This window comes from Streptomyces diastatochromogenes (assembly GCF_002242805.1).
GTDB classification, from domain to species: domain Bacteria; phylum Actinomycetota; class Actinomycetes; order Streptomycetales; family Streptomycetaceae; genus Streptomyces; species Streptomyces diastatochromogenes.
On record NZ_MCGQ01000005.1, the window covers coordinates 243,079 to 268,253 of the forward strand.

Below are 25,175 nucleotides of genomic sequence, written 5' to 3' on the forward strand. Positions count from 1 at the left end.
GCTCGCCCCGGGTGCGGCTACGCGTAGTGCCGGGCCTCGAAGACGTTGCCGTCCGGGTCCTGGAAGTAGAAGTTCCGCGTGGCGTTTCCGCGGGCGCCGGAGGAGTCGTAGCCGATGTCGGACACGGGGACGCCATGTGCGGCCAGGCGGGCGCGCAGGGCGTCGAAGCCGACGGACGGCAGGGCCAGACAGACGTGGTTGACGGGGTGGCCCGCGCTGTCGGCGGAACCGGGGAGCATGTTCATGCGCTCCACGAGGCTGTGCGGCGCGAGGTCCAGGATCGTCTCCTCGTTGACGCGTACGGAGGGGAACGACACCTTTCCCTCGGTGTACTCGGCGACGTTCAGGGGCTCCAGTCCGACGGTGTTCTCGTAGAAACCTGCGGCTGCGACCGGGTCGGCCACCCACAGGACGACGTGGTCGAGACGCGTGGTGTGGTCAGTCATGCCGTCCAGGCTGGTGGCGTCCCCCACAGACGGCAAGCGTTTAGCGGGGTGTGGCGCCCGCCAGAGATGAGGAAGGACCGACGGACAGGAGGCGGGCACGTGGTGCTGGTGGTGTCGGAAGAAGTCCGGGAAGCGATCGACGCGCGGCGGCCGGTGGTGGCCCTGGAGTCCACGATCATCGCGCACGGGCTGCCGCGTCCGCGCAATCTCCAGGTGGCGCTGGAGCTGGAACACGTGGTGCGGCAGGAGGGCGCCGTCCCCGCGACCATCGCCGTCCTGGACGGGCGCCCACACGTCGGCCTGGACAAGGAGCAGCTGGAGCGGGTCGCCAACGAGGACGGCATCCGCAAGCTGGGCCACCGTGACCTGCCGCTGGCCGTGGCGGCGGGGGCGAGCGGGGCGACGACCGTGTCGGCGACGGCGCAGCTGGCGGCGCTGGCGGGCGTCCGGGTGTTCGCCACCGGCGGGCTGGGCGGTGTGCACCGGGAGTGGACGGTGACCCAGGACGAGTCGGCCGACCTGGGCCTGCTCGCGCGGACCCGGATCACGGTGGTGTGCGCGGGCGTGAAGTCGATCCTGGACGTGTCGGCGACCCTGCAGCGGCTGGAGACGCTGGGCGTGGCCGTCGCCGGGTACCGCACCGGCCGGTTCCCCGGGTTCTATCTGTCCGACTCCGGGCATCCGGTCGACTGGACGCTGCAGAGCCCGGAAGAGGCCGCCGAGGTCATGCGGGCGCAGGACGGGCTCGACGCGCCGGGGTCGGCGCTCATCGTCGCCAACCCCGTCCCGGAGGAGCAGCAGCTCGATCCGGGGCTGCACGCGCGCGTGCTCGCCGACGCGCTGCGCGCCTGTGAGGAGGAGGGGGTCACCGGGCAGGCGGTCACGCCGTTCCTGCTCGACTTCCTGGTCCGGCACACGGACGGGGCCTCGCTGGACGCCAACCTGGCCGCGGTGCGCGGCAATGTGCGGCTGGCGGCGCGGATCGCGGCGGCGTGGACCAGACAGTGACCGCAGCAGGGGACGGGTCGCTGCTGGTCGTCGGAGACATCGTCACCGACGTCGTCGCCCGGCACCGGGGGCCGCTCGCGACCGGCACCGACACGGCCGCCGCGGTCCGGACCCTGCCGGGCGGCGCGGGCGCCAATGTGGCCTGCTGGGCGGCCCATTCGGGCTGCGCGGACGTACGGCTGCTGGGGCGGGTGGGCGCGGACGCGGCACAGTGGCACGAGCGGGAGCTGGTGGCGGCCGGGGTGCGGCCCCGGCTGGTGGTCGACCGGGAGGCGACGACCGGGACGGTGATCTGCCTCGTCGACACGGGTGCCTCGGCCGAGCGCACGTTTCTTACCGACAGCGGGGCGTCCCTGCGGCTCGAACCCGCCGACTGGTCGGACGCGTTGCTCGACGGGGTCGCCCGGCTCCACCTGTCGGGCTATCTGCTGTTCTCCGAGCCGAGCCGGGCGCTCGCCGAGGTGGCCCTCGCGGCGGCACGCGAGCGTGGGGTGCCGGTCAGTCTGGATCCGGCGTCGGCGGGCTTCCTGCTGGAGTTCGGTGTGGACCGTTTCCTGGCGTTCGCGGAAGGGCTGGACGTGCTGCTGCCCAGCCGGGACGAGGCGTGTCTGCTGACCGGGCTGCCCGAACCGGTGGACGCGGCAGCCAAGTTGAGCCGGCTCGTCCCTCTGGTGGTGGCCAAGTCGGGTGTGGCCGGGGCGCTGGTGGCTCGTTCCGGGGCCGTGGTCGCCCGGGTTCCGGCCGTGCCGGCGACCCCGCTGGACACCACGGGCGCCGGCGACGCCTTCACCGGCGCGTTCCTGGCCGCCCTGCTGGCGGGCGCGGATCCGGAGGAGGCGGCGGCACAGGGGTGCAGAGCAGGAGCACGAGCGGTGGAACGCGTGGGCGGCAGACCACCGCACCGCAGACCAACACACCGGGGCACCGGCGGCCAGGGGGTGCCCCCTGGCCGACCTGATCCAGAAGTCACCCCCTAGCCTCTGCGCTCAGCCCTTGCGTCCCCACGCCGAGATCATCGGCGCGGTGGCCAGGTCCATACCGCCCGCCTCCACATGGGCCAGGTGGCGGTCGATCTCCTCGTCGGTGGCGAGGCCCGCGGCGACGAGTCGGCCGCGGATCTGGCGGACCGTGGCGGACTCCAGGGCGGCGCAGGCGGGCGAGGTCATGGGGAAGTACGCGTCGGCGGCCACATCGCGCAGTCCGGCCTCGCGGAGCAGGCGCGGGAGCTTGCGGCCGTACGACAGGTCGGCGCCGCGGTCGGCGAGCAGCTTGCGGAAACCCTGCCGCAGGCGGTTGGCGAGCCGCTGCTCGGGGCCGTACTCGTCGGGGCAGGTCAGGGGCTGAAGGGCCGGGTCGGCGTCCTCGATCAGCAACACTCCGCCGGGCCGCAGTGCGCTGACCATGGAGTGCAACGCCCTTTCCCGGTCCGGGACATGGACGAGGACCAGCCGGGCGTGCACCAGGTCGAAACCGTCCCCCGGCGGCTCCTCGGTGCCCACGTCGTGGATGCGAACCTCGACCGGAGGGCGGGCCACGGCGGCGAGCCGCGAGGTGTCGATGTCGGTCGCGACGACCCGGCCGGTGGGTCCGACCCGCTGGGCGAGCCAGGACACCACGGAGGTGCCGCCGGCCCCCACTTCCCAGCAGTGCCCGCCGGGACCGAGCCCGAGTCCTTCGAGATGCCGGAACGTCACCGGATCGAAGAGGGAGGCGAAGGCGTCGAAGCGCTGTCCTGCCTCGCTCTGCCGGTTGTCCAGGAGGTATCCGTCGGATGGCGTCATGCCGCGATCCTGTCAGTCGCTCGACTCGCCCCGCCCGCCCGGCTCAACCGCACCGGCCGACGCTTCGTCCACAGGCGGGAACAAAGCGGAACGGGCCGTTCCCACAGGCTTACCCGCGCTTTGCTCCAGGCTGGCACACTTGCCGGGCAAGGCGCGAAGGCGTTGTGCGAGGAGATCCACGCGAGGAGATCCAGATGTCCATGGCAGGGAATCTGCGGAAGGTCACGGGGCTGGGCAGGGTCGGCAGCCTGCGCAAGGTGGCGCGGCTGGCCCGGCGGCGGCCGCGCGTGGACCTGAGTCATCCCGCCCGGTCACCGCTGGGTTCCTCCGTGGTGAACTGCGTGACGTACCAGGACGGTGCCCGGGTGCCGGGGTGCACCGACCTGGTGCATGCCGTGGAGATGGTGCGCAAGAGCGGCGAGGGGTTCGTCTGGCTGGGACTGCACGAGCCGACGGACAGCGAGTTCGCGGGCATCGCCGAGCTGTTCGACCTGCACCCGCTGGCGGTGGAGGACGCGGTGGAGGCCCATCAGCGCCCGAAGCTGGAGCGGTACGGGGAGACGCTCTTCGCGGTGTTCAAGACCGTCTGCTACGTGGAGCACGAACAGCTGACGGCGACGAGCGAGGTGGTCGACACCGGCGAGATCATGGTGTTCGTCGGCGAGGACTTCGTCATCACGGTACGCCACGGGCGGCACGGCTCACTCGGCCCGCTGCGCGAGGAATTGGAGGCGGATCCACAGCAGCTCGCCAAGGGGCCGGCGGCGGTGCTGCACGCGATCGCCGACCACGTCGTGGACGACTACCTGACCGTCACGGACGCGGTGCAGGCCGACATCGACCAGGTCGAGACGGACGTGTTCTCGGAGAACGGCGCACGGGCCGATCCGGGGCGCATCTACCAGTTGAAGCGTGAACTCCTCGAGCTGAAGCGGGCGGTGGTGCCGCTCGCCCGCCCGGTGGAGGATCTGGCGACCCGGCCGATCCGAGTCGTCGACCCGGAGATACAGGCCTACTTCAGGGACGTGCTCGACCATCTGATGCGAGCCAAGGAGCAGATAGCCGCGTTCGACGAACTGCTCAACTCCATCCTGCAGGCGCATCTCGCGCAGGTGACGGTCGCGCAGAACGAGGACATGCGCAAGATCACGGCCTGGGCCGCGGTGATCGCCGTACCGACGATGGTGTGCGGGGTCTACGGCATGAACTTCGACCACATGCCGGAGCTGCACTGGCGGTTCGGCTATCCGCTCGTGATGGGCGTCATGGCGGCGGCCTGTCTCACGCTGTACCGGGGCTTCAGGCGCAACGGCTGGCTCTGACCTCTCACACCGAGAAGGCCACGACTCACGCCGAGAAGGCCACGACCTTCCGCGGCACGACCTTGATGATCACTCGGACCTCGTCGTCCTTCTCGGCCGGCGGGTCGATGCCGAGGTACTTGTGCGACAGCTCGTGCGGGAGCCGTTTGCCCTCGTCCGGCAGGATCTCGGCGACGCCCCGGATCTCGGCGGAGTGGTAGGGGTTGGCCAGGTCGAAGACCGTCAGGCTGATGTGCGGGTCACGGTGGAGGTTGCGCACCTTCTGCCGGCCGCCGGTGGACGAGAAGAGCACGGTGTCGCCCTCGCGCTTGATCCAGACCACCGAGTTCTGCGGGGCGCCGTCGGGGCCGAGGGTGGCGACACTGGCGAAGTTCTTGCCGTCGAGGAGGGCGCGGACGGAGTCGTCGAAGGCGACGGGAGCGCCGGAGGAGGTCGTCATGGCGCCACTCTAGTTACATGCACGTGCATAGAAGAGGGGTTTTGCCGAACAGCTCGGATCAGCGCGGATCAGCGCGGATCAGCCGTTCCAGGCGGGGTGACGAGGATCGTCGGCGCGCACGAGGACGTCGGCCGTTCCGGCCGGGTCGGTCTCGCCCTCGTAGCGCTCGAAGGCGGGGAGCATCCAGTGGTCGGCCTCCGGGGTACGGCGGCGCAGGGCGCCCTGGGAAAGGAGGACGTGGACGGTCAGATCGAAGGGGAACCAGTGCCGCAGGAGAAGGGGGCCATGGAGCAACAGGATCCCGCCGGGCGGGAGTTGGACGTAGGGGCTGCGGGTGGCGCGGTCGGTGACCGGGTCCCACAGGTCGGGCAGGACGCGGCCGCTGCCACCGGGGTCGAGCGGGCCGAAGACCTCGCGCCACAGGGCGCCCGTGTCGAACCAGCCGCCGTAGTACGACTCCGCGTCCCGTCGCCCGTGTTCCAGGCGGAGGGAGGCAGGGCGCAGAAAGCCCTCGGCGCCGACGACGAGCGAGGGCCGACCGCGCACGCGCAGCGCCTCGGCGACGAGTTCGGCGAGGTCCACCGGGCGGGCGGCCGGTGCCCCGTCGAAGCCGATGCGCGGCCAGGCACCCCCGTCCGCCGGCTCCAGCTCGAGCAGCCGGTCGGCGAGCAGCTCGGCAAGCCGGTCCCAGGTGATCGCTTCGAGTCGCACAGCCCCCATGATGCCGGGCGGGGTCGGCGGGCGAGACCGGCAGGGTGGGCGAGGGCCACCGGGACGGCCATCCGGCTCCACGCCCAGGGCCGTCGGCACGCACCGGCGGTCTCCGGCGGACAAGGGAAGGCTCACCCGTGGTCACGAGAGGGCTCTCCCGCGGTCACGAGAAGGCGGTGACGGGCCCGTCCACCGGGTGATGCTCACGCCCGCCGGGCACCGGGAACACGGCGGGGCTCCGGACCGGCCGGCACCGCGTGGGCGGAGAGCGCCTCCTTCTCCCCCCGGAGTGGGAGCGGTGCGCGGAGACGGGGAAAGAAGCGCGTATGGCACGTTCTTCAACCCCCCGGGTCCCCAATGGACTTGTCGCCGTCCAGCCCCTGCGGAGCAAGCGCTGCTCCGGGTGCCGGCGGGGGCCGCTCTCGCTGCTCGTGCTGGAGGACGGGGCACCGCGCTGCCTCGACTGCGCCGACCTGGGGCACCTGGTGTTCCTGCCGCGTGGCGACACGGCGCTGACCCGCCGGGCGCGGGAGGAGAGCACGCTGTCGGTGGTGGTCGTGCGGTTCAACCGGCGCAAGAGCCGCTACGAACGGCAAGGCGTTCTCGTGGAGGAGGCGGCGCTGGCCCGGGCCGAGGCGCGGTGTCTGGCGGACGCCGAGGCGCGGCGCCGGCGACGGGCGCGGGACGCCCGGCACAGGGCGGCGGAGGACGAGCGGTTCGCGGCGGCGTTCGCGGCGGAGATCCTGCGGCTGTTTCCGGGGTGCCCGGCCGAGCGGGCCCGGGCGATCGCGGCGCACGCGTCGATGCGGGGCAGCGGGCGGGTCGGGCGCAGCGCGGCCGGGCGGGCGCTGTCGGAGGGGGCGGTGATCTCGGCGGTCGTGGCGGCCGTACGGCACGTGGACACGCCGTACGACCAGCTGCTGATGAGCGGGGTGCCGAGGTTCGAGGCGCGGCGGCGGATCGCGGTGGCCGTGGAGAGCGTGCTGCGGAGGTGGGAGGAGGAGGCCGACGTCGGCTGAAGACGCCGGCAGCAGTGGCAGGGGGCTGGACGCTCGCGTATGGCCCCGCGTCCCTCAGCCATGGTGGCCTCGGCGTGCCGCGCATTGACTGGAAGGGAGTGCTGAAGCCGGGCCTCGGCCCGGGACGAGACGAGCTGGGAGTGGGGTGTGACCGTGATCGATGGGCCGTTCTTCGTGCTGGCCGTGCTGGGTGTGCTGGGGACCGGGCTGGTGGCCGGGGTGTTCTGCGGGTTCTCGACCTTCGTGATGCGCGGGCTGGCCGCGCTGCCTCCCGCGCAGGGCGTCGCCGCGATGAAGGCGATCAACGTGGCCGCCGTGCGGCCCGCCTTCATGCTGGTGTTCATCGGCTCCGCGGTGCTGTGCGCGACGACCGCGGTGGTGACGTTCGTGGTGTGGCCGGACGAGGGGAAGGTGGCGCTGCTGCTGGGCAGCGCGCTGTACCTGTTCGGGTCCTTCGGGCTGACCATGGTCGCGAACGTGCCCCGCAACGACAGGCTGGCAGGGATGACCCCGGGCAGCGCCGAGGCCACGGCGTACTGGCCGCAGTACGTGCGCGAGTGGACGTTCTGGAATCACATACGCACGGCCGCCTCCGCCGCGGCCGCCGTCGGGTACGTGCTGGCCCTTGCCTGAGCCTGCGCTGTGAGGGATCGGGGAGCCGGCGGGCCGGGCGCTGAGGGAACCCCGTCAGAAAGCGCTGTCCGCCACTCTGCGTGCGTGTCGGGGTGGACGTATCGTGGCCGAAAGAGTGCCGCCCGATGACGCACGGCCCGTCGCACATCGAGTACCCCGGTACACGTACGCGAGGAAGACGACCATGGCCGATCCCAAGGGGTTCATGACCACGCCGCGCCAGGAGTGGCCGCGGCGGCCCGTCGAGGAGCGGGTCCGGGACTGGGACGAGGTCTACGTCCCGGGAGCGCTGCTGCCGATCATCAGCAAGCAGGCGGACCGCTGCATGGACTGCGGCATCCCGTTCTGCCACGATGCCTGCCCGCTGGGCAATCTGATCCCCGAGTGGAACGACCTGGTCTCCCGCGAGGACTGGCGCGCGGCGAGCGACCGGCTGCACGCGACGAACAACTTCCCCGAGTTCACCGGAAGGCTGTGTCCGGCACCCTGTGAGGCCGGGTGTGTGCTGGCGATCAACCAGCCGGCCGTCACCATCAAGAACGTCGAGTGCGCGATCGCCGACCGGGCCTGGGAGGAGGGTTTCGCCCTGCCACGGCCTCCGGACCGGCTGTCGGGGAAGACCGTCGCGGTGATCGGCTCCGGGCCGACCGGGCTCGCCGCGGCTCAGCAGCTGACCCGGGCCGGGCACACCGTCGCCGTGTACGAACGGGACGACCGGATCGGGGGGCTGCTGCGGTACGGCATCCCCGAGTTCAAGATGGAGAAGCGGCATCTGGAGCGGCGGCTGGAGCAGATGCGGGCCGAGGGGACGAGGTTCCGTACGTCGACGGCGGTCGGGCGGGATGTCCCGGCGGACGTTCTGCGGACCCGCTACGACGCGGTGGTGCTGGCCACGGGCGCGACGGCGTGGCGGGAACTTCCGGTGCCGGGCCGGGAGTTGACCGGGATACACCAGGCGATGGAGTACCTGCCGCTGGCCAACCGGGTGTGCGAGGGGGATCTGGAGGTCTCGCCGCTGTCCGCGGCCGGACAGCATGTGGTGATCGTGGGCGGCGGCGACACCGGGGCGGACTGTCTGGGGACCGCGGTGCGCGAGGGGGCCGCGTCGGTGACCCAGCTGGACATCTACGCGCAGCCGGGTACCGAGCGCGACGAGGAGGCCGAGCCGTGGCCGACGTACCCGAAGCTCTACCGGCTGTCCGCCGCGCACGAGGAGGCGCGGGACCTGCGGACGGCTCCGGCGGCGGACGCGGACGCGCGGCTGTTCGCGGCGTCCACGCTCCGCTTCGCCGGGGACGACAGCGGGCATGTGCGGTCGTTGCACCTGGTCGAGGTGGACGAGCGACGGCAGCCGGTGCAGGGCACCGGGCGGACGCTGCCCGCCGACCTGGTGCTGCTCGCCCTCGGTTTCTCCGGGCCCGACCGGGAGGACGGGCTGGTCGATCAGCTGGGGCTGATGATGGAGCCGCGAGGCACGATCGCCCGCGACGACGGCTTCGCGACCAACGTCGCCGGCGTGTTCGCAGCCGGGGACGCGGCGCGCGGCCAGTCGCTCGTCGTGTGGGCGATCGCGGAGGGGCGGGCGGTGGCGGCAGCCGTGGACCGCTACCTGACGGGGAGTTCACGGCTGCCGGCACCGATCTCGCCACGTGACCGGCCGATGGCGGTGTGAGGAGGCGGCACCGAAGGCGTTGTGCGGGGTGCTGCCACCAGGGTGAGAGTCATAAAGGAGTTGAAGTTGAGGTTGAGCAAGAGGCAGTAAGCATCAGGCGGTTCAGGAGAGCAGGAAGTCGGCCTCCCCCGCCTTGGCGCCCTCGATGAACGCGGTCATCTCGTCCGTGGTGTAGATCAGCGCCGGTCCGTCCGGGTCGGTCGACTGCCGTACGGCTATCCGGCCGTCGGCGAGCTTCATCGCCTCCAGGCAGTTTCCGCCGTTGCCGCCGCTCCAGGGCTTGTGCCACCCCTCGCTGCCCAACTCCCGTGCGGGCATGCCGTTGTAGACGCGAGTGCGCGGCTCGATGCGATCCATTCACAGCTCCTTGCGGAGATCCTGGAGGATCTCCTTCGTACGTTGTGCCGTGGCGGCCTGCGCCGCCATGCGGTCCATGACCTCCAGGTGGGTCGCCACCTCGGAGCGCGCGTCCAGGTAGACCGCGCCGGTCAGGTACTCGCTGTAGACCATGTCCGGGAGTTCCGACATGGCGAATCGGAACAGGACGAACGGTCCGTACGTCCCCGGGTGGGGCCCGTTGGCGAACGGGGCGACCTGGAGCGTCACATGCGGCAACGTCGTGGCCTCGAGCAACTTGTCGATCTGCGTGCGCATCACCTCCGGGCCGCCGACCGGGCGGCGCAGGGCCGTCTCGTCCATCACCGCCCAGAAACGGGGGGCGTCGGTACGAGTGAGCAGTTCCTGGCGTTGCATGCGCAGCGCGACATGGCGCTCGATGTCGTCGGGGCTGGTCTGGCCGATGGCGCCCGACTTCAGCACCCCGCGCGCGTAGTCCTCGGTCTGCAGCAGGCCCGGGACGAAGTGCGGCTCGTAGGAGCGGATGAGGCTGGCCGCGCCCTCCAGGCTGACGTACATCGAGAACCAGCCCGGCAGGATGTCGTGGAACCGCTGCCACCAGCCGGGTCTGTTGGCCTCCTCGGCCAGTTGGACGAAGACATCGGCCTCGTCGTCGGAAACTCCGTAGGCCTTCAGCAGCAGTTGTACATACGGGATCTTGAGGGCGACCTCGGCCATCTCCATACGGCGGATGGTGGCGGGGGCGACGCGGAGCACACGGGCGGCCTCCTCGCGCTTCAGCCCGGCGCGTTCCCGCAGGTCCAGCAGGCGCCGGCCGAGGACCACCTGGCCCACGGTCGGCGCGGACCGCGGCTCGCTCACGCTCCCACCTCCGACACAAGAGTCCGCTCCGGCAAAAGAATCCCGACAGCCCTGCGGCGCCGTTCGAAGACTCATTCGAACGATCCGGCCGGATCGCCGACGGTCCCAATTGGCGCCGCTCGAGGTGCTGTTGCGAGCAGTGTGCCACGGCCATTGACCGAGTCACACAGCACTCTGCATTTTTCAGAGTGACACTTGCCAAGTGTCCACGCCGGGGAGATAGTGGCAAGCGTGATTCCGTCCGCACCCTTAGGAACAGACGCCGCCGCAGACCGTCTTGGTCTCGGTGCGGCAACGGGAGCAGCCCCTGGTGGGGGCGCTGTCGAGCGCCGGTTCCGCTTCGAGCTGGCCGCACATCCGGGTTCACCCGCCCAGGCGAGACGCCTGACGCACGCCCGGCTGACCGGCTGGTCGGTGTGCGCGGACACCTGTGACAACGCGGCCCTCGTCATATCCGAGCTGGTCACCAACGCGATCGTGCACACCGCGAGCAGTCGCGTGGTGTGCGAGCTGCACGACCACGACGACACGGTGCGCATAGCCGTGCGCGACGAGGGCTGTGCGCCCGGCGAGCCCCACCCGTCCCCGCAGCGCCCCGATGAGGAGCACGGGAGGGGGTTGCTCCTCGTCGACGCACTGTGCCAGGCCTGGGGTGCGCAGGAGCACGGGCCGGGGCTGCTGATCTGGGCCGAGCTGGCCCGCCAGACCGACGCGGCCCGCGGCACCGTCGAACCGTGCAACGACCTGGGCTGGGGTGCCCGCCCCAAGCCGGGCGGCCCGCCGCCCGGTCCGGGCGACGAGGAAGAGGCACAGGCCCGGCACGGGACCCCGGAACAGCGGCGCGCCTGGGAGCGACCGTGAGCGGCGCCGACGCGTCCGGCCGGCCGCTCGGCCTGGACACCCTGGTGCGCCTCGGACGCCGGCAGCACACGCCGGCACAGGTCCGCCGCCTGCCGGTGCCGGAAGGTATGACGTCACCGCTGGGCTGTGACGCCGTAGCCGTACCCGACCGCCTCGGGCCGCTGATCGTCCCGCGGCTGCCGCGGGTGGGCTGTGTGTACGCCGACGGCGCGCACTGGTGGTGGATCGTTCCGTCGGACTCCGACTACGCCCTCCCCTGGCCGGCCCCCGCCCTCTACGCCCCGGGCGCCCTGGTCCCCGCCACCGCCCGCCTGATCCACCGCCCCGAGGGCACGGTCCCCTACACCCCGCCGATCCCCATGTACCTGGCCCTGTGCCGGGTGACGGGAACCACACCGGACTGGTCCCGAGCCGTATCGGCGTGACGCTGCGCCGGCTTTGGCCGGTGGGGTGGGATGAGCTGCGGGACTCCTGAGCGGAGGCTTTCACCAGGGGCCCTTCACCCGGCCTCACCGCCGGGCGCGCTGAGCAGGTTCTCGCTCAGCAGACACCACAGCCCACCACCCCTCCACCCCCGCACCCCCTTCACGCCCCCGGTACCCCCTCTCGCGCTCTGCCCCACCACCGGCCCGCCCGCGATAGTGGCCGTTCGGTCATGGGCCGGGATGGAGGGGCGCGGTGCGGAAGAAGCGCGAGGCGGGTGGGCCTGAGGTCTCGGAGTCGGAGCGACTGCTGTTCGGGGGGCCGCTGCGGTACGACATGGGGTGGAACGAGCATGCGGACGCCTTTCTGGAGCTGAGCTTCCGGGCGATGACGGTCCGGTTGCCCGGCATGCTGGCGTCCAGCCTGCGGCTGGCCCGGCAGGCGGACCCGCGGGCGGCACGGATCGTGCTGGCCGCCGAGGTGGGCCGGGGCGCGGCCCAGGCGGTGAGCCTGCTGGCCGTGAACAGCGCGCTCGGAAAGCTGCTCGCCGGTCCCGACATCGCGCAGCGGCTGCGCGCGGCCGCCCCCGCCCTGGTGGTCATGGCCGCCGTGATGCTGGTCGCGGCGCTGCTGCGGGCCGCCTCGACGTATGCCACCGGACGGCTGGAGCCCAAGGTGGAGCGGGTGGCGACCGAGCTGTATCTGGAGCGGGCGGCGAACGTGGAGCTGGCCGCGATCGAGGACCACGCCTTCCACAAGCTGCTGGACACGGCCCAGTACGGCGCCCGGTCCGCGCGCAGCATGATCTCCTACGGCGCCCGGGTCATCAACGCGGTGATCTCCCTGATCGCCGCGGCCGGTGTGCTCACCGTGCTGCATCCGGCGCTGCTGCCGCTGCTGGTCACCATGACCCTGCCCAGCGCCTGGGGCGCCCTGACCAACGCCCGTCGCCGCTACGAGTCCTTCCACACCTGGGTGCAGCACGCGCGCGCCGGCCATCTGATCGGCAACCTGCTCACCGAGCCGGCCGCGGCCCCGGAGATCCGGGTGCACGGAGTCGGCCCGTTCCTGCTGCGGCACTTCCGCTCCATGTCGGAGACGGCGGAGGCGGAGCAGGCCCGGCTGTCCCGGCTGGCCGCCCGGACCGGTCTGATCGCGGCCGCCTGGACGGGGCTCGCCACCGTCGCGACGTACGCCACGCTGGGCGCGCTGCTGCTGGGCGGCGCGATGGCCCTGTCCGTGGCCGGTACGGCGGTGATCGCGATCCGCACCGGGTCGACGAGCCTGGACACCCTGGTGCTGGAGATCAACGAGCTGCACGAGGAGGCCCTGTTCGTCGGCGATCTGCAGCGGCTGTACACCGAGGCGGCCGAGCGGGCGATCCCGTCCGGCGGGCTGCCACTGCCCGAGGACCCGCGGGAGATCCGGTTCGAGAACGTCACGTTCAGCTATCCGGGTGACGCGGCCCGCCCCGCCCTCGACGACGTGAGCCTCACGCTCCCCCTCGGCCGGATCATCGCGCTCGTCGGTGAGAACGGCTCGGGCAAGACCACCCTGGTCAAGCTGCTCGCGGGCCTGTACACACCGGCCCGGGGCCGGATCCTGTGGGACGGTGTCGACGCGGCGAGCGCCGACCGGCGGCTGCTCGCCGAGCGCGTCGCGATGGTGGCCCAGGACTTCAAGCGCTGGCCGTTCACCGCCCGGGTGAACGTGGCCGTCGGCCGTTCCTCCGCGCCCCTGACCGAGGAGCGCCTGGCCGCGTCGATCGCCGAGGCGGGGGCCGAGGAGGTGGTCGCCGACCTGCCGCGCGGCCTGGACACGCTGCTGGCCCGCAACTTCAGCGGCGGGCACGAGTTGTCGGGCGGCCAGTGGCAGCGCCTCGGCATCGCCCGGGCGGCCTACCGGCGCGGGCGCATCCTGATCGTGGACGAGCCGACGGCGGCGCTGGACGCGCGGGCCGAACTGGAGGTGTTCGACAAGATCCGGGCGCTGGCGGGCAGCGGTCAGACGGTCGTTCTGATCACCCACCGGCTGGCCTCGGTCCGGCACGCCGATCTGGTGCACGTCCTGGAACACGGGCGGCTGGTGGAGTCCGGCACTCCGGAGGAACTCCTGGCCAGGGGTGGTGTCTACGCGGAGCTGTACGCGCTGCAGGCGGAGCAGTTCACGGCGCGGGTGCCGGCCCCGAAGCCGGCCTGAGCCGCCTCACCCCGTGCCGTCTCACTCCGCGGCGAGTCTCACTCCGTCGCGTCTGCGCGCACGATGACCAGGAAGGTGTCCGTCGCGAGGTCCATGACGACCTCGGCGGGCAGGCCTTCGAGACGCCGGGCGCGCGCGAACTCCTCCGCCGGCCACGATCCCCGCGGGCCACCTGCGGGAAAGCACTCGAGCACAGTTCGCCCGTTCACCATCTCGCACCTCCAGAAAGTGTCGTACTTCTTGGAGTTAACGCCCTGGAGAAGGCGAACGGCTCGCCCGGTGACGGGACTGAGACATTGTTGACACCCGCTCACGGCGGAGCGTGAGGATCCGTTTACTTTCCGACAGGAATGACACATTCAGCGACAGCTTCGTCGCTGAATGTGTCAATGGTGCCACTCAGTACGTCACCGGCAGCGCCGTCAGCCCACGGGCCCGCAGCGACGAACGCCACCGCAACTCACCCTCCGCGAGCGCCAGATCGGGAAACCTCTCCAGAAGCGCGGTCAGCGCGATCTCGGTCTCGGCGCGCGCCAGGGGTGCGCCCAGGCAGTAGTGGATGCCATGGCCGAGGGAGAGATGGCCGGAGGCGTCGCGAGAGAGGTCGAGGCGGTCGGGGTCGGGGAAGCGGGCGGGATCGCGGTCGGCGGCGGACAGGGACACCCAGACGGTCTCGCCGGCCGGGATGGTCGCTCCGGCGATCGTCACGTCCTCGACCGGGAACCGGCGCATGGCCAGCAGCATGGGCCCCTCGTAGCGGGCGAGTTCCTCGACGGCGGCCGGGATCCGTCCCGGGTCCTTGCGCAGAGCGGCGAGCTGGTCGGGGTGCTGGAGGAGGGCGAGCACGGCGTTGCCGATGAGCTGGACCGTGTTCTCGTACCCCGCGAAGAGGATGAGGAAGGCCAGGGACATCAACTCGTCCTCGCCGAGCCGGTCGCCTTCGTCGCGGACGGCGATCAGGTCGGAGAGGAGGTCGTCGGCGGGTTCGCGGCGCTTGGTCGCGACCAGCCGGGTGAGGAAGTCGAGCATGGCCGCCATCGCCTCCTTGGAGGCGTGCGGGCGGGCCGGGTCGGGGGCCGTGAGGCTGTCGGTCCACTGCCGGAAGTCCAGCCGGTCGCCCTCCGGGATGCCGAGCAGGTCGCAGATGACCGTGATCGGCAGCGGGGCGGCGTAGGAGGCGACCAGGTCGGTGCTGCCGTGCGGGCCGAGGGCGTCGAGGAGCCGGTCGGCGGTGCGCCGGATCGGCTCGCGGAGCTGCTGGACGCGGCGCGGGGTGAAGGCGCGGCCGACCAGGCGGCGGATGCGGGTGTGGTCGGGCGGGTCCATGTTGAGGAGGTTGGCGTCGAGGGCGGGCGGCAGCGAGAGGCCCTTGTACGTGCCGGACCCCCGCCGCTTGTCCAAGGAGAGCCGGGGGTCGGCCAGGACCGCCCGGACGTCCTCGTACCGGGTGACCAGCCAGGCGGAGGTGCCGTCGGGTCCGGTGATGCGGTGCACGGGCGCGGTGTCGCGCAGGCGCCGGTAGATGTCGTAGGGCTGGTCGAGGAGGCCGTCCGCGAGATCCATGGCAGGCAGCCTACGCGGACTCAGGTGTCGTACTCCTGGATGCGCCGCCCGTGGCTCCGGTCGACCAGGGCGGGCAGTCGCCGGCCCAACTCCCGTACGACGGCGGGCACATCGAGGGTGAGCAGCTCGCGGTCCCGCATCAGGACGCGGCCGTCCACGATGGTGGTGCGGACGTCGGCGGAGCGGGCGCTGTGTACGAGGGTGGCGGCGAGGTCGTGGACCGGCTGGGTGTGCGGGCCGGTGAGGTCGACCAGGATGAGATCGGCGCGCCGGCCGGCGGCGAGGGTCCCGATGCTGCCGCCGAGGCCGACCGCGCGGGCGCTCTGCAGTGTGGCGTGGTGCAGGGCCTGACGGGAGGTCAGCCAGCGCGGGTCGCCCTCGGTGGACTTCTGGATCAGGGAGGTCAGCGCCATCGACTCCCACACGTCGAGGGAGTTGTTGGAGGCGGCGCCGTCCGTGGCGAGGCCGACGGGGACGCCGATCGCGCGCAGGGCCCGTACCGGAGTGGTGTCGGGCCAGGCGAACTTGAGGTAGCCGCGGGGTGCGGTCGCCACCGCCGTACGGCCGCCCGTGTGTTCGAGGAGTGGCAGGTCGCGCTCGATGATGCCGGTGCCGTGGGCGATGAGCAGGTCGGTGTCGAGGAGTCCGGTGCGGTCGAGGACCTCGACGGGGGTGACGCCGTGCCGGGCGAGACTGGTGTCGGTCTGGTCGCGGTTCTCGGCGGCGTGGAGGTGGACGGGCAGGCCATGGGCGCGGGCCAGTTCGGCGGTCGCGGTGAGGTCGGCTTCGGTGACGGTGTAGGGGGCGTGCGGGGCGAGCGCGGTGGTGATCCGCCCGCCGGCGGCGCCCCGCCGGCGGAGCGCGAACTCCACCGACCGCTCCCGCCCTTGCGGGCCCTGCGAGGAGAAGTAGGCCTCGCCGAGGTGGGCCCGCATCCCGCACTCGGCGACGACGTCGGCGACCACGTCCATGTGGAAGTAGTGGTCGGCGAAGCAGGTGACCCCGCCCCGGATCATCTCGGCGCAGGCGAGCCGGGCGCCCAGCTCGACGTCCTTCTCGGTGAGGTTGGACTCGACGGGCCAGACGACGTCGTTGAACCACTCCTCGGTCGGCAGATCCTCGGCGAGCCCGCGCAGCGCGACCATCGGGGCGTGCGTATGGCAGTTGACGAGCCCGGGCATGGCGACCTGCCCGTGCGCCTCGATCCGCTCCACGGCCGCCAGGTCCGCCGCGGCCGCCGCGGTGGTCACCGCTTCGATCACCCCGTCGCGTACGACGATCGCGGCGTCCTCGCGAAAGGCGATGCGCTCCTCTTCGTCGCGCACCTCGTCGTGCACCTCGTCGTGCACGAGGACGGTGCAGCCGGTGATGATCAGGTCGGCGGGAGAGGCACTCATGGGCCCAACGTACGACGGTGCCGTACCGCGAGGTGAGCGCATCCGGTCACTACGCGGCGGCGGGCGGCCCGACCCACTCCTGGCGCTGCTTCAACTCGTCCAGCAGTTCCTGCAGTTGCCGGGTGTGCCGTGGGGTGAGGTGGCCGGTGTCGTCGAGGTGCACGGCGCAGGCCGTGGTGGTGTCGACGAGACGTTCCAGAACGGCGGCGACGGCGTCCGTGCCCTCGGTGTGCCGGGCGAGAGCGGGCAGTTCGGCGGCGGCGAGCGCGATCGCGGCACGGGCCTCGGCGAGGGTGCGATAGGCCTCGCGGCGCAGCGCCCACCGTTCGCTACGGTCGCCGGACTCGCTCAGGACGTGCACGAGATAGGCGTGCGCGGCGCCCGCGGCGGCGGCGAGCCGGGCCCGCACCCCGCCGCCCCGCTCCCCCGGCATCGGCAGATGCCCGACGACCAGCACGATCGCGCAGGCCAGCAGGGTCTCGCCGATCCGGCTGGCGGAGGCCTGCGACTCGCCGCCGACCATGACCAGGGCCAGGACGAGGACGGTGACGACGGTGGTCAGGGCGGCGAAGTTCCGGGTGGCGACGGGGATGAGCGCCCCGCAGACGGCCACCAGCACGATGAGCCCCTCGGGGCGGGGCAGCACGGCGGCGAACCCGGCGAAGACAAGGGCACCCAGCACGGTCCCGGCGGCCCGGCTCAGCACGCGGGAGGCGAGCGGCCCGAGGTCCGGCTTGACGAGGAAGACGGCGGTGGCGGGCAGCCAGTACCAGTGCTGGTGCTGCCCGTACCAACGGGTGTGGTGCAGGGCCTGGGCGACGGCGGCGCTGGCCCCGAAGCAGAGGGCGACGCGCAGCCCGTACTCCCGCCCGCCGGTGCCGAGCGCGGCCCGGACGGCGTCCCTGGCGCCGCGCCGCCGGGCGAGCAGCCGGTGTGCGCCGTCCTCGGTCCGGTCGAAGGCCTCCGCGGCGCGCAACAGGGCCTCGTCGAGGGCGCGCAGGGCGGGCGCGGACCGGGTGGGGGCGGGCAGCGGGCCGGTGCCGGTGTTGCCGCGCACGGCGGCGGCGAGCCGCCGCGGCCCTTCCGCCGCGCGCGCGGAGACGGGTTCGCCCACCCAGGCGAGGGCGGTGGCGGCCTCGGCCAGGGGCAGCGCGGCCGCGTACTGGGCGTGCAGCCGGCGCTCGGCCGCGGAGCCCGCGTACCGGCGCAGCCGGGGTCCGGCGAGCGCGTCCTGGGCGTGGTCGAGGGCAGCGGTGAGCGCGGCCCGGCGGGCGGTGGCGGTCTCCGTGCCCACGGCGTCGAGCAGCGCGGCGACGGCGTCGTACACGTCGGCGACCGCCTTCCGTTCGCCGTCGAACCGGAAGTCCCCGGCGAGCGAACCGGGCGTGGGCAGCGCCAGCCGCAGCAGGAGCAGCCAGCCGGCGCCGGCGAGAAAGGCGAGCGCCCGCTGCCAGCCGCTCTCGGCCGCGGGCATCCCCGCGCCGATGGCGGAGGCGACGAGCAACTGGGTACCGGCGGCGGAGGCGACGGGCCCGACGGCGCTGATGCCTCCGGCGGCCAGCCCGAGCACGGTGAGGAGCAGGGTCAGCGGTACGGCGGACAGCACCTGCCCGGTGTACGTCCCCACGAGCAGCCCGAGCGCCCCGGCCAGCGCGGGCACCCCGAGCCGCCTGACGGAGGCGCGCCTGCTGCCGGGCCGGTCGTTGATGCCGGCGAGCATCGCGGCGATGGCGGCGAGGACTCCGAGCGGCGTACGGCCACTGAGCACACCGGCGAGCAGCAGCGGCCCGGCGGCGAGCGCGCCCCGGGTCACCGCGCTCCAGGGGACGGGTCCACGCTGGGTGCGCAGGGGGTGGGCGAGCCAGGGGGGCAGTGACAGTACGGCCGGGCGCGACACGGGGCTCCTGTTCATTCGAGGGCGGGGTGGGCCTTCGGACGACGGCGGCCGGGCTGTGGGGTGTGCGTTCCACGGTAGATCGCGTTCGCCGAGCAAACGGGGCGCTTGCGTTTCGGGGAGGTGAAAGGTGGCGGGGTGGGGGCTTTCTTTATGAACGCAATTCCCCGGGGCCTGGGGGTCTTAGGGAACGGCTGCCTCTCAACTCCCTGGAGCGACCCCGAGGATCTCTTCAACTCGCGGGACCGACCCCGAGGATCCTTTCGGCCTGTCCGATCGCGTCCGTCAGCGCCTCCGGCTCCGCCCGCAACGCGCCCACCACCGCGTCGATCCGCCGCAGCCCCGCCCGCTCCAGCAACCGCTTCTCGTTCGTCACCCACTCCCCGCGTGCCGCCAGCACCGCGTGGCCGGCCTGTGCGGCGGCGGTGGCCAGGGCGCCGGCGACCTCGGTGAGGCGGGCGTGCGGGGCGTGGTTGGCCTTGGCGTAGGCCAGAGTGGCGCGGGCGGTGCCGGACCAGCGCTCCGCCGCGGTCCGGCGCAGCTTCTCCGGATAGGCGGCCGGGCGCGGCAGTTCGCCCCGCAGTACCTGGTTGACGGCCAGCTCGGCCACGATCAGGTAGCTGGGGATCCCGGCCAGATGGAACAGCAGCGGCTCCACCCGGAACCGCCCCTCCTCCGCCTCCGCCAGCTCGTGCTCGACCACGTCCAGGTCCCGGTAGTGCATGTCGACCCGGCGTCCGTCGATGGTCAGCCAGGCCCCGCCGTTGAAGACTCCGCCGCCCCAGCCGCCGATCTCGGACACCTCGCCCTGCCAGCCGAGGGCGCGCAGGTCGGTGGGGTCGAAGGGGCCGCGGTAGTAGAGGGCGAGGTCCCAGTCGCTGTCGGGGGTGTGCGTGCCCTGGGCCCGGGATCCGCCGAGGGCCACGGCCTGGACAGTGGGGAGGGCGGCAAGGCGGTCGGCCGTGGTGGTGAGGAAGTCGGGGTCGGCGAGCGTGGGCATGGGTGGGGGCTCCGGCTGGGGTGAGGGTTCGAGTTCGGGTGCGGGTGCGGGTGCGGGTGCGGGGAGCGTAGGACGGGGGCCGGACGTGCGGCGACCCGATTGTCAGTGGGGTGCGTTATCAATGAGATCGTCACTCACTGTCACGACGGGGGAGGTCATGGTGACGACTGGGGAGAGCGGTGCGAAGGCGCGGCGGGGCCATGTGTCGATGGCCGGGCTGCGGGCTCGCGGGTGGACGGCCGAGCTGGCGCGCCGACTGCTGGGTGAGCCCGATCTGCTGCGTGTCAATCCGTACTCGGCCTCGGCCCCGCCGACCCGGCTCTACCGCGTCGAACGGGTCGCGGCGGCGGAAGAGAGCGCCGAGTTCAGAGCCGTGGCGGCGGCCGCGGTACGGCGGTCGATCGCGGCCAAGGCCGCCGTCCGGCGCGGGCGACGGGAAGTGCGGGCGCGGGTCGCGGGGGCGCGGCGGGCTGCGAAGGACGGCATGCCCGGTCGGCCTTCCCGGACCGCCGGAGACCCGGAAATTCGGGTGCGCAGGCCTGGGCGGGCCCCGGATGATCAGGAGGTTGCCCGTCCATCGAACGCTGCCCGTCCATCCAACGCTGCCCGTCCATCGAACCAGGAGCCGCCATGATCCGGCGCGTGACCGCCCCCGGGCTCTTCCCACCACCCACCTACTCGCACGCCTCCGTCGTCGAGGCCGGCACGAAGCTCGCCTTCCTCGCCGGGGCCGTGCCACTCGACGAGAAGGGGGCGGTGGTGGGAGTAGGAGATCCCGTACGGCAGGCGGAGCAGGTGGTCGCCAATCTCCGGGAGCAACTGCTCGCGGCGGGCAGCGACTTGGAGCATGTCGTGTCGACCGACGTGTACGTCGTGAGCAGCGAGCCCTCGGTGCTGTCCGCCGTCTGGGATGTGGTGGAGGCGTCGGGTCTCAGTGCCGGACCGCATTCGTCGACCCTCCTCGGCGTGGCCTGCCTCGGGTACACGGGGCAGCTGGTGGAGATCACGGCCACGGCCGTCGTACCTGAGGAGGCGCGCCCGTGAGCGCGGGTGCCGGGCCGGAGGTCGTGCTGCGCCGGGCGGCCGGCCCGGACGCCTCCGCCGTCGCCGACGTGTGGCTACGGTCCTACACGGCCGCGTTGCCCACGGTGGTCCGGGCGCACACCGACGACGAGGTGCGCGACTACTTCCGGGAGGTCGTGGTGCCTTCCCGCGAGACCTGGGTCGCCGAGGCGGGCGGTGGCGTCGTGGGCATGATGGTGCTCGCCGGGGACCTGCTGTCCCAGCTGTACCTGGACCCCGACTGGCGCGGCCGTGGCATCGGCGACCGGTTCGTCGCGCTGGCCAAGGAGCGCAGTCCGGGCGGGCTCACCCTGTGGACCTTCCAGGTCAACAAGCCCGCCCACCGCTTCTACGAACGGCACGGTTTCGTCGCCGTCGAGTCCACGGACGGCAGCGACAACGAGGAGCGGGAGCCGGACGTGCGGTACGAGTGGCGGCCCTGAAGGGCATCCCTCACCCCCTCGGCCGTCCCCACGCCCGCACCTTCGGCAAGGGCTTCGCGTACGTGCCCGCCCGGCTCGTCGTCAGCCCCAGCGACACCAGCGACTCCGCCAGCTTCACCGCCGCTCCGACCCCGTCGACGACCGGGAGCCCCAGCTTCTCCTCCACCGCGCGCTGCAGTCCCGTCATCCCGGCGCAGCCCAGCACCAGGACCTCGGCGCCGGCCTCGCGGGCCCGTTCGCCCGCGGCGAGGAAGGCGGCCTCTGTGCGGGCCGGGTCGTCGGCGAGGTCGAGGACGCCCAGGCCCGTGCCGATCACGGCGGCGCAGTTGCGGGCCACGCCGGCGGTCTCCAGGCTGTCCTCGATCTGGCCGCGGGACCGGTCGAGGGTGGTGACGACGCCGTAGCGCCGCCCGAGGAGGCAGGCGAGGTGGGCCGCGGCCTCGGTGATGTCCACGACGGGCACGTCCACCAGCTCCCGTACGCCCTCCCGGCCGTGCTCCCCGAACCCGGCGAGCACGACGGCGTCGTACGACGGGCCGTCGTAGGTGCGCAGTGCGTCGAGGACGGCCGCGGCCGAGAGGTAGCTGTCGAGCCAGCCCTCCGCCGACTCGGGGCCCCAGGCGGGGGTCAGCCCGGTCACGGTGGTGCCCGGGCCTGCGGCGGCCCGGGCACCTCGGACGATCTCCTCGGTCATCTCCTGCGTGGTGTTGCAGTTGGTGACGACGATCCGCACGTCCGTCAGACCTCCGCCCCGGCCGTCGGGGCCCGCTCGCCGCGGTACAGCACCGCGTACAGCCCGGCGGCCAGCGCCGTGCCGATGAACCAGGAGTACGGCGCCACGTCGCTGAAGGTCTTGACCAGTGCCAGCACCGCGGCGACCGCGGCCGAGGGCAGGAACGCCCACAGGGCCTTGGGGTTGACGCCCTTGCGGTAGTAGTAGCGGGAGCCGGGCGTGGCGTCGAAGAGCTGGTTCACGTCGACCCGGCCGCGCTTGACCGCGTAGTAGTCGACCATGATCACGCCGAACAGCGGGCCCAGGAAGGCGCCGAGGCCGCCGAGGAAGTAGTTGACCACGGTCGGGTTGGAGAAGAGGTTCCAGGGGGTGACGACCAGCGCAGCCACGGTGCTGATCAGGCCGCCGACCTTGAAGGTGATCTTCTGCGGCCAGACGTTGGCGAGGTCGTACGCCGGTGAGACGAAGTTGGCGACGATGTTGACGCCCATGGTGGCGACGGCGAACGTCAGCGCGGCCACGACCAGCACCCAGGTGTTGCCGACCTTGGCGACCAGCTCCGCCGGGTCCGTGATGGCCTTGCCCCAGACCTCCAGCGAGCCCGCGGTGACGATGACGGAGACGACGACGAAGGCGGTGGAGTTGATGGGCAGGCCCCAGAAGTTGCCGCGGCGGACCGTCTTGTAGTCGGGTGCGAAGCGGGAGAAGTCACAGAAGTTGAGCATCAGCGTGCCGTAGGTGGCGAGGATCAGGCCGATCGCGCCGAACCACTGCCGCCACTGCTCGCCGACGGAGACCGGGTGCGGCGTGGAGGTGAGCGAGATGCTCCAGTGGGCCTTGGCCAGGACCCAGATGGCCAGCGCGATCATCACCAGCCAGATCGCCGGACCGCAGAAGTCCTGGAACTTCCGTACCGATTCCATGCCCTGACTGATGATCAGCGCCTGGATCAGCCAGAGGGAGACGAAGGAGATCCAGCCGAGGGCGTCCAGGCCGAGGAAGGAGCTGTGGGTGAGGGACTCCAGCCCGGGCCAGGCCGCCAGCAGCATCACGTTGACGGCCACGGAGGCCAGATAGGTCTGGATGCCGTACCACATGATGGCGATCACGGCCCGGATGAGCGCAGGGATGTTGGCGCCCCAGACACCGAAGCTGATACGGCTGACGACGGGGAACGGGACGCCGTGGCGCTGGCCGATCTTCCCCATCCAGTTCATGCCGATGTAGATGAGCACGAAGCCGACGAGCAGGGAGGTGAAGACCTGCCAGACGTTCATGCCCAGGACGAGCAGGCCGGCGGCGAAGGTGTAGTTGCCGAGGTTGTGGACGTCGGACATCCACATGGCGAACAGGTCGAAGACCTTCCAGTTCCGCTGCCCGGCGGGGGCGAGGTCTTCGTTGGTGAGTCGGGGGTCGGGGACGAACGCTGGGACGCCGGTGGCTTCGGCGCGGTCGGCGAGGGACACGGGGCCTCCATGGACGAGGGGACGGCGGAGGACGGCTGCATTGTCCGGAGTGCCGGACTGGGGGGTGCCGAGCGAGTTCGTTTGGTATACCAAACTGCCGTCATGGTCCCGCCGTCAAGCGTTCGGACCGATGTCGCTGCTGTTACTTCTCCGTAAAAGCACCGCCGGGTCGGCGAAGATGGCCCCATGAGCTCCACGACGACGAAGACCGAGCCCCTGGGCGCGGTACGCGAACGGGTCCTCGCGACCCTGCGGCAGGACATCATCGCGGGGCGTCTGGGTCCCGGCGAACGGCTCGTCGAACGGGAGCTGGCCGACCGGTTCGGCGTCTCGCGGGTGCCGGTGCGGGAGGCGATCCGCGCCCTGGTCGCCGAGGGCTTCGTCCTGTTCGAGTCGGCACGCCGTACGGTCGTCCGCCGGCTGACCCCGACCGATGTGAAGGAACTCTTCGAGCTGCGCGAGGCGTTGGAGGTGTACGCGGCGGGACTGGCCGCGGCACGGGCGACACCCGAGGCGCTGGCGGAGCTGCGGGAGCTGCTGACCGAGGCCACGACGGCGACGAAGGAGGGGGACGGCGAGGCGATCACGGACATCAACACCCGCTTCCACGACCGCATCCTGGCCATGGCCGGCAACACCCTGCTGATCTCCGTCATGGAGCCGGTCGACGGCCGACTGCGCTGGCTCACCCGGCAGAACGAGGAATGGCCCCAACTCCTCGACGAGCACCGGGAGTTGTACGAGGCCATCGCCTCCGGCGACCCGGACCGCGCCCGCACCCACGCACTCGGCCACGTCCGCGCCAACTACCGCTCGACGGTACGGCACCTGTTCGGAACCGAGCCCGACGACGCCGGCTGAGGCCCCCCTACGGCAGTCCGGCCGCGTCGGCCGCCGTGCGCAGCACCTCGCGCAGCATCTCGGGGGTGAGCCGGCCGGTGAAGGTGTTGCGCTGGCTGACATGGAAGCAGCCGAAGACGTCCAGACCTCCGAGGGCGACCCGGGCGCCATGGGCGAAGACAGGGCGGGGCCGGGGCACGGGCCAGCCCGCCTCGGCGAACGCGGGCAGCGCCGCCTGCCAGCCGAAGGCGCCGAGCACCACGGCGGCCCGGAGCGTCGGGCGCAGCAGCTTCAGCTCCTGGACCAGCCAGGGGCGGCAGGTGTCGCGTTCACCGGGGGTGGGCTTGTTGGCGGGCGGCGCGCAGTGCACGGGCGCGGTGACGCGGACGCCGTACAGCTCCAGGCCGTCGTCGGCGCGCACGGAGGTGGGCTGCGAGGCGAGCCCCACGTCGTACAGCGCCTGGTACAGCACGTCTCCCGAGCGGTCCCCGGTGAACATACGGCCCGTGCGGTTGCCCCCGTGCGCGGCCGGGGCCAGCCCGATGATCACGAGGCGGGCATCCGCCGGCCCGAAGCCCGGCACCGGCCGCCCCCAGTACGTCCAGTCGGCGAACGCGGCCCGCTTGGTCCGAGCCACCTCCTCCCGCCACCCGACCAGCCGTGGACAGGCCCGGCACTCCGCGACGCGCCGGTCGAGCCGGGCAAGGGCACAGCTGTCGTCCATACCGCCACCGTATGCCCGCCCCGGAAAACGCCTCCGGCTCCTCCGACCCGGCGGGTTAAGGTCGGGACATGGCTTCCGAGGATGCGGACGAGAACGTCAACCGTGACACCGGCGGAACGGGCGCAGCGGCACCCGGCCAGNNGGCCGCGGCCGAGGCCGCCGGTCCGGCCGGCGCCGAGACCGTTCGGATCGACAGCTGGATCTGGGCCGTCCGCCTGATCAAGACCCGCTCGCTGGGCGCCACCGCCTGCCGTGGCGGACACGTCCACGTCAACGGCGAGCGGGTGAAGCCCGCCTACTCCGTGCGCGTCGGCGACGAGG

The 25,175-nt window shown here is 72.4% G+C and carries 26 protein-coding genes and 1 pseudogene; 13 read left to right on the top strand and 14 right to left on the bottom strand.

The annotated features are described in order from the left end of the window. Positions 1 to 17: 17 nt before the first annotated feature. Positions 18 to 446: a VOC family protein gene (locus tag BEK98_RS03385; RefSeq protein WP_094214841.1), complete on the bottom strand. Its 429-nt coding sequence runs from the start codon at positions 444 to 446 to the stop codon at positions 18 to 20. A gap of 99 nt (positions 447 to 545) precedes the next feature. Here BEK98_RS03385 and BEK98_RS03390 point away from each other — a divergent pair, with 99 nt between their 5' ends. After that, positions 546 to 1,454 (top strand): pseudouridine-5'-phosphate glycosidase, encoded by a 909-nt coding sequence (locus BEK98_RS03390; protein ID WP_094214842.1) that lies wholly within the window; start codon positions 546 to 548, stop codon positions 1,452 to 1,454. Next, positions 1,451 to 2,431 carry a carbohydrate kinase family protein gene (locus tag BEK98_RS03395; RefSeq protein ID WP_208642989.1) on the top strand — a complete coding sequence of 327 codons (981 nt, stop codon included), beginning with the start codon at positions 1,451 to 1,453 and terminating at the stop codon, positions 2,429 to 2,431. Before BEK98_RS03390 ends, BEK98_RS03395 begins: the two co-directional genes overlap by 4 nt. A gap of 9 nt (positions 2,432 to 2,440) precedes the next feature. On the opposite strand, the gene BEK98_RS03400 is transcribed toward BEK98_RS03395, so the two are convergent. Then, positions 2,441 to 3,235, bottom strand: coding sequence for a methyltransferase (locus BEK98_RS03400; protein ID WP_094214844.1), 795 nt, complete (start codon positions 3,233 to 3,235; stop codon positions 2,441 to 2,443). 194 nt (positions 3,236 to 3,429) lie between these two features. Between BEK98_RS03400 and corA the strand changes: the two genes are divergently transcribed. Then, positions 3,430 to 4,557, top strand: a complete 1,128-nt coding sequence (gene corA / locus BEK98_RS03405) for a magnesium/cobalt transporter CorA (RefSeq protein ID WP_094214845.1) — start codon at positions 3,430 to 3,432, stop codon at positions 4,555 to 4,557. Positions 4,558 to 4,582: 25 nt separating this feature from the next. Here corA and BEK98_RS03410 read toward each other — a convergent pair whose 3' ends face one another. Next, entirely contained in the window at positions 4,583 to 4,996 is a 414-nt protein-coding gene (locus BEK98_RS03410; protein ID WP_094214846.1) for a PPOX class F420-dependent oxidoreductase, read from the bottom strand. A 78-nt stretch (positions 4,997 to 5,074) separates the two neighbouring features. Next, on the bottom strand, positions 5,075 to 5,707 hold the full coding sequence (locus BEK98_RS03415) for a nucleoside/nucleotide kinase family protein (protein ID WP_094214847.1): 633 nt from the start codon (positions 5,705 to 5,707) through the stop codon (positions 5,075 to 5,077). 326 nt (positions 5,708 to 6,033) lie between these two features. On the opposite strand from BEK98_RS03415, the gene BEK98_RS03420 reads away from it, so the two are divergent. The 3 genes from BEK98_RS03420 (at position 6,034) to BEK98_RS03430 (ending at position 9,031) form a co-directional block, all read left to right on the top strand. Continuing rightward, positions 6,034 to 6,726 carry a DUF2293 domain-containing protein gene (locus BEK98_RS03420; RefSeq protein WP_094214848.1) on the top strand — a complete coding sequence of 231 codons (693 nt, stop codon included), beginning with the start codon at positions 6,034 to 6,036 and terminating at the stop codon, positions 6,724 to 6,726. 153 nt (positions 6,727 to 6,879) lie between these two features. Beyond that, positions 6,880 to 7,359 (top strand): anthrone oxygenase family protein, encoded by a 480-nt coding sequence (locus tag BEK98_RS03425; protein ID WP_094214875.1) that lies wholly within the window; start codon positions 6,880 to 6,882, stop codon positions 7,357 to 7,359. A 184-nt stretch (positions 7,360 to 7,543) separates the two neighbouring features. Then, complete coding sequence (locus BEK98_RS03430) at positions 7,544 to 9,031, top strand: glutamate synthase subunit beta (protein ID WP_094214849.1); 1,488 nt, start codon at positions 7,544 to 7,546, stop codon at positions 9,029 to 9,031. A 102-nt stretch (positions 9,032 to 9,133) separates the two neighbouring features. On the opposite strand, the gene BEK98_RS03435 is transcribed toward BEK98_RS03430, so the two are convergent. Further along, on the bottom strand, positions 9,134 to 9,388 hold the full coding sequence (locus BEK98_RS03435; protein WP_094214850.1) for a DUF397 domain-containing protein: 255 nt from the start codon (positions 9,386 to 9,388) through the stop codon (positions 9,134 to 9,136). Continuing rightward, positions 9,389 to 10,249 (bottom strand): helix-turn-helix domain-containing protein, encoded by an 861-nt coding sequence (locus BEK98_RS03440; RefSeq protein WP_094214851.1) that lies wholly within the window; start codon positions 10,247 to 10,249, stop codon positions 9,389 to 9,391. It abuts the gene before it with no gap. 222 nt (positions 10,250 to 10,471) lie between these two features. Between BEK98_RS03440 and BEK98_RS03445 the strand changes: the two genes are divergently transcribed. The 3 genes from BEK98_RS03445 (at position 10,472) to BEK98_RS03455 (ending at position 13,732) form a co-directional block, all read left to right on the top strand. Next, complete coding sequence (locus BEK98_RS03445) at positions 10,472 to 11,110, top strand: ATP-binding protein (protein ID WP_094214852.1); 639 nt, start codon at positions 10,472 to 10,474, stop codon at positions 11,108 to 11,110. Further along, positions 11,107 to 11,535: a hypothetical protein gene (locus BEK98_RS03450; protein ID WP_094214853.1), complete on the top strand. Its 429-nt coding sequence runs from the start codon at positions 11,107 to 11,109 to the stop codon at positions 11,533 to 11,535. The genes BEK98_RS03445 and BEK98_RS03450 overlap by 4 nt, the downstream gene beginning before the upstream one ends. 253 nt (positions 11,536 to 11,788) lie before the next feature. After that, positions 11,789 to 13,732: an ABC transporter ATP-binding protein gene (locus BEK98_RS03455; RefSeq protein WP_094214854.1), complete on the top strand. Its 1,944-nt coding sequence runs from the start codon at positions 11,789 to 11,791 to the stop codon at positions 13,730 to 13,732. A gap of 38 nt (positions 13,733 to 13,770) precedes the next feature. Here BEK98_RS03455 and BEK98_RS48860 read toward each other — a convergent pair whose 3' ends face one another. The 5 genes from BEK98_RS48860 to BEK98_RS03480 form a co-directional block, all read right to left on the bottom strand. After that, positions 13,771 to 13,944, bottom strand: coding sequence for a hypothetical protein (locus BEK98_RS48860; protein ID WP_094214855.1), 174 nt, complete (start codon positions 13,942 to 13,944; stop codon positions 13,771 to 13,773). Positions 13,945 to 14,131: 187 nt separating this feature from the next. Continuing rightward, positions 14,132 to 15,295, bottom strand: a complete 1,164-nt coding sequence (locus BEK98_RS03465; RefSeq protein ID WP_094214856.1) for a cytochrome P450 family protein — start codon at positions 15,293 to 15,295, stop codon at positions 14,132 to 14,134. A gap of 20 nt (positions 15,296 to 15,315) precedes the next feature. After that, the gene (locus tag BEK98_RS03470; protein ID WP_094214857.1) at positions 15,316 to 16,692 is read right to left on the bottom strand and encodes an amidohydrolase; all 1,377 of its coding nucleotides are present in this window, start codon (positions 16,690 to 16,692) and stop codon (positions 15,316 to 15,318) included. A gap of 49 nt (positions 16,693 to 16,741) precedes the next feature. Beyond that, a complete protein-coding gene (locus BEK98_RS03475) occupies positions 16,742 to 18,604 on the bottom strand; it encodes an FUSC family protein (protein WP_094214858.1) in 1,863 nt (620 codons plus the stop codon). Between the two features lie 214 nt (positions 18,605 to 18,818). Beyond that, positions 18,819 to 19,586: a nucleotidyltransferase domain-containing protein gene (locus tag BEK98_RS03480; RefSeq protein WP_094214859.1), complete on the bottom strand. Its 768-nt coding sequence runs from the start codon at positions 19,584 to 19,586 to the stop codon at positions 18,819 to 18,821. A 630-nt stretch (positions 19,587 to 20,216) separates the two neighbouring features. Here BEK98_RS03480 and BEK98_RS03485 point away from each other — a divergent pair. Both BEK98_RS03485 and BEK98_RS03490 read left to right on the top strand, forming a co-directional pair. Beyond that, positions 20,217 to 20,630 carry a RidA family protein gene (locus BEK98_RS03485; RefSeq protein WP_094214860.1) on the top strand — a complete coding sequence of 138 codons (414 nt, stop codon included), beginning with the start codon at positions 20,217 to 20,219 and terminating at the stop codon, positions 20,628 to 20,630. Next, positions 20,627 to 21,091, top strand: a complete 465-nt coding sequence (locus BEK98_RS03490; RefSeq protein WP_094214861.1) for a GNAT family N-acetyltransferase — start codon at positions 20,627 to 20,629, stop codon at positions 21,089 to 21,091. Before BEK98_RS03485 ends, BEK98_RS03490 begins: the two co-directional genes overlap by 4 nt. 10 nt (positions 21,092 to 21,101) lie before the next feature. On the opposite strand, the gene BEK98_RS03495 is transcribed toward BEK98_RS03490, so the two are convergent. Both BEK98_RS03495 and BEK98_RS03500 read right to left on the bottom strand, forming a co-directional pair. Then, positions 21,102 to 21,824 (bottom strand): aspartate/glutamate racemase family protein, encoded by a 723-nt coding sequence (locus BEK98_RS03495; protein WP_094214862.1) that lies wholly within the window; start codon positions 21,822 to 21,824, stop codon positions 21,102 to 21,104. Between the two features lie 5 nt (positions 21,825 to 21,829). After that, the gene (locus BEK98_RS03500; protein WP_094214863.1) at positions 21,830 to 23,290 is read right to left on the bottom strand and encodes an NCS1 family nucleobase:cation symporter-1; all 1,461 of its coding nucleotides are present in this window, start codon (positions 23,288 to 23,290) and stop codon (positions 21,830 to 21,832) included. A gap of 186 nt (positions 23,291 to 23,476) precedes the next feature. On the opposite strand from BEK98_RS03500, the gene BEK98_RS03505 reads away from it, so the two are divergent. Next, entirely contained in the window at positions 23,477 to 24,151 is a 675-nt protein-coding gene (locus BEK98_RS03505) for a GntR family transcriptional regulator (protein ID WP_094214864.1), read from the top strand. A gap of 7 nt (positions 24,152 to 24,158) precedes the next feature. Here the strand turns inward: BEK98_RS03505 and BEK98_RS03510 are convergent, their stop codons facing one another. Next, complete coding sequence (locus BEK98_RS03510) at positions 24,159 to 24,854, bottom strand: uracil-DNA glycosylase (protein ID WP_094214865.1); 696 nt, start codon at positions 24,852 to 24,854, stop codon at positions 24,159 to 24,161. Positions 24,855 to 24,996: 142 nt separating this feature from the next. Here BEK98_RS03510 and BEK98_RS03515 point away from each other — a divergent pair. Beyond that, positions 24,997 to 25,175: pseudogene (locus tag BEK98_RS03515) on the top strand (S4 domain-containing protein); the annotation flags it as partial.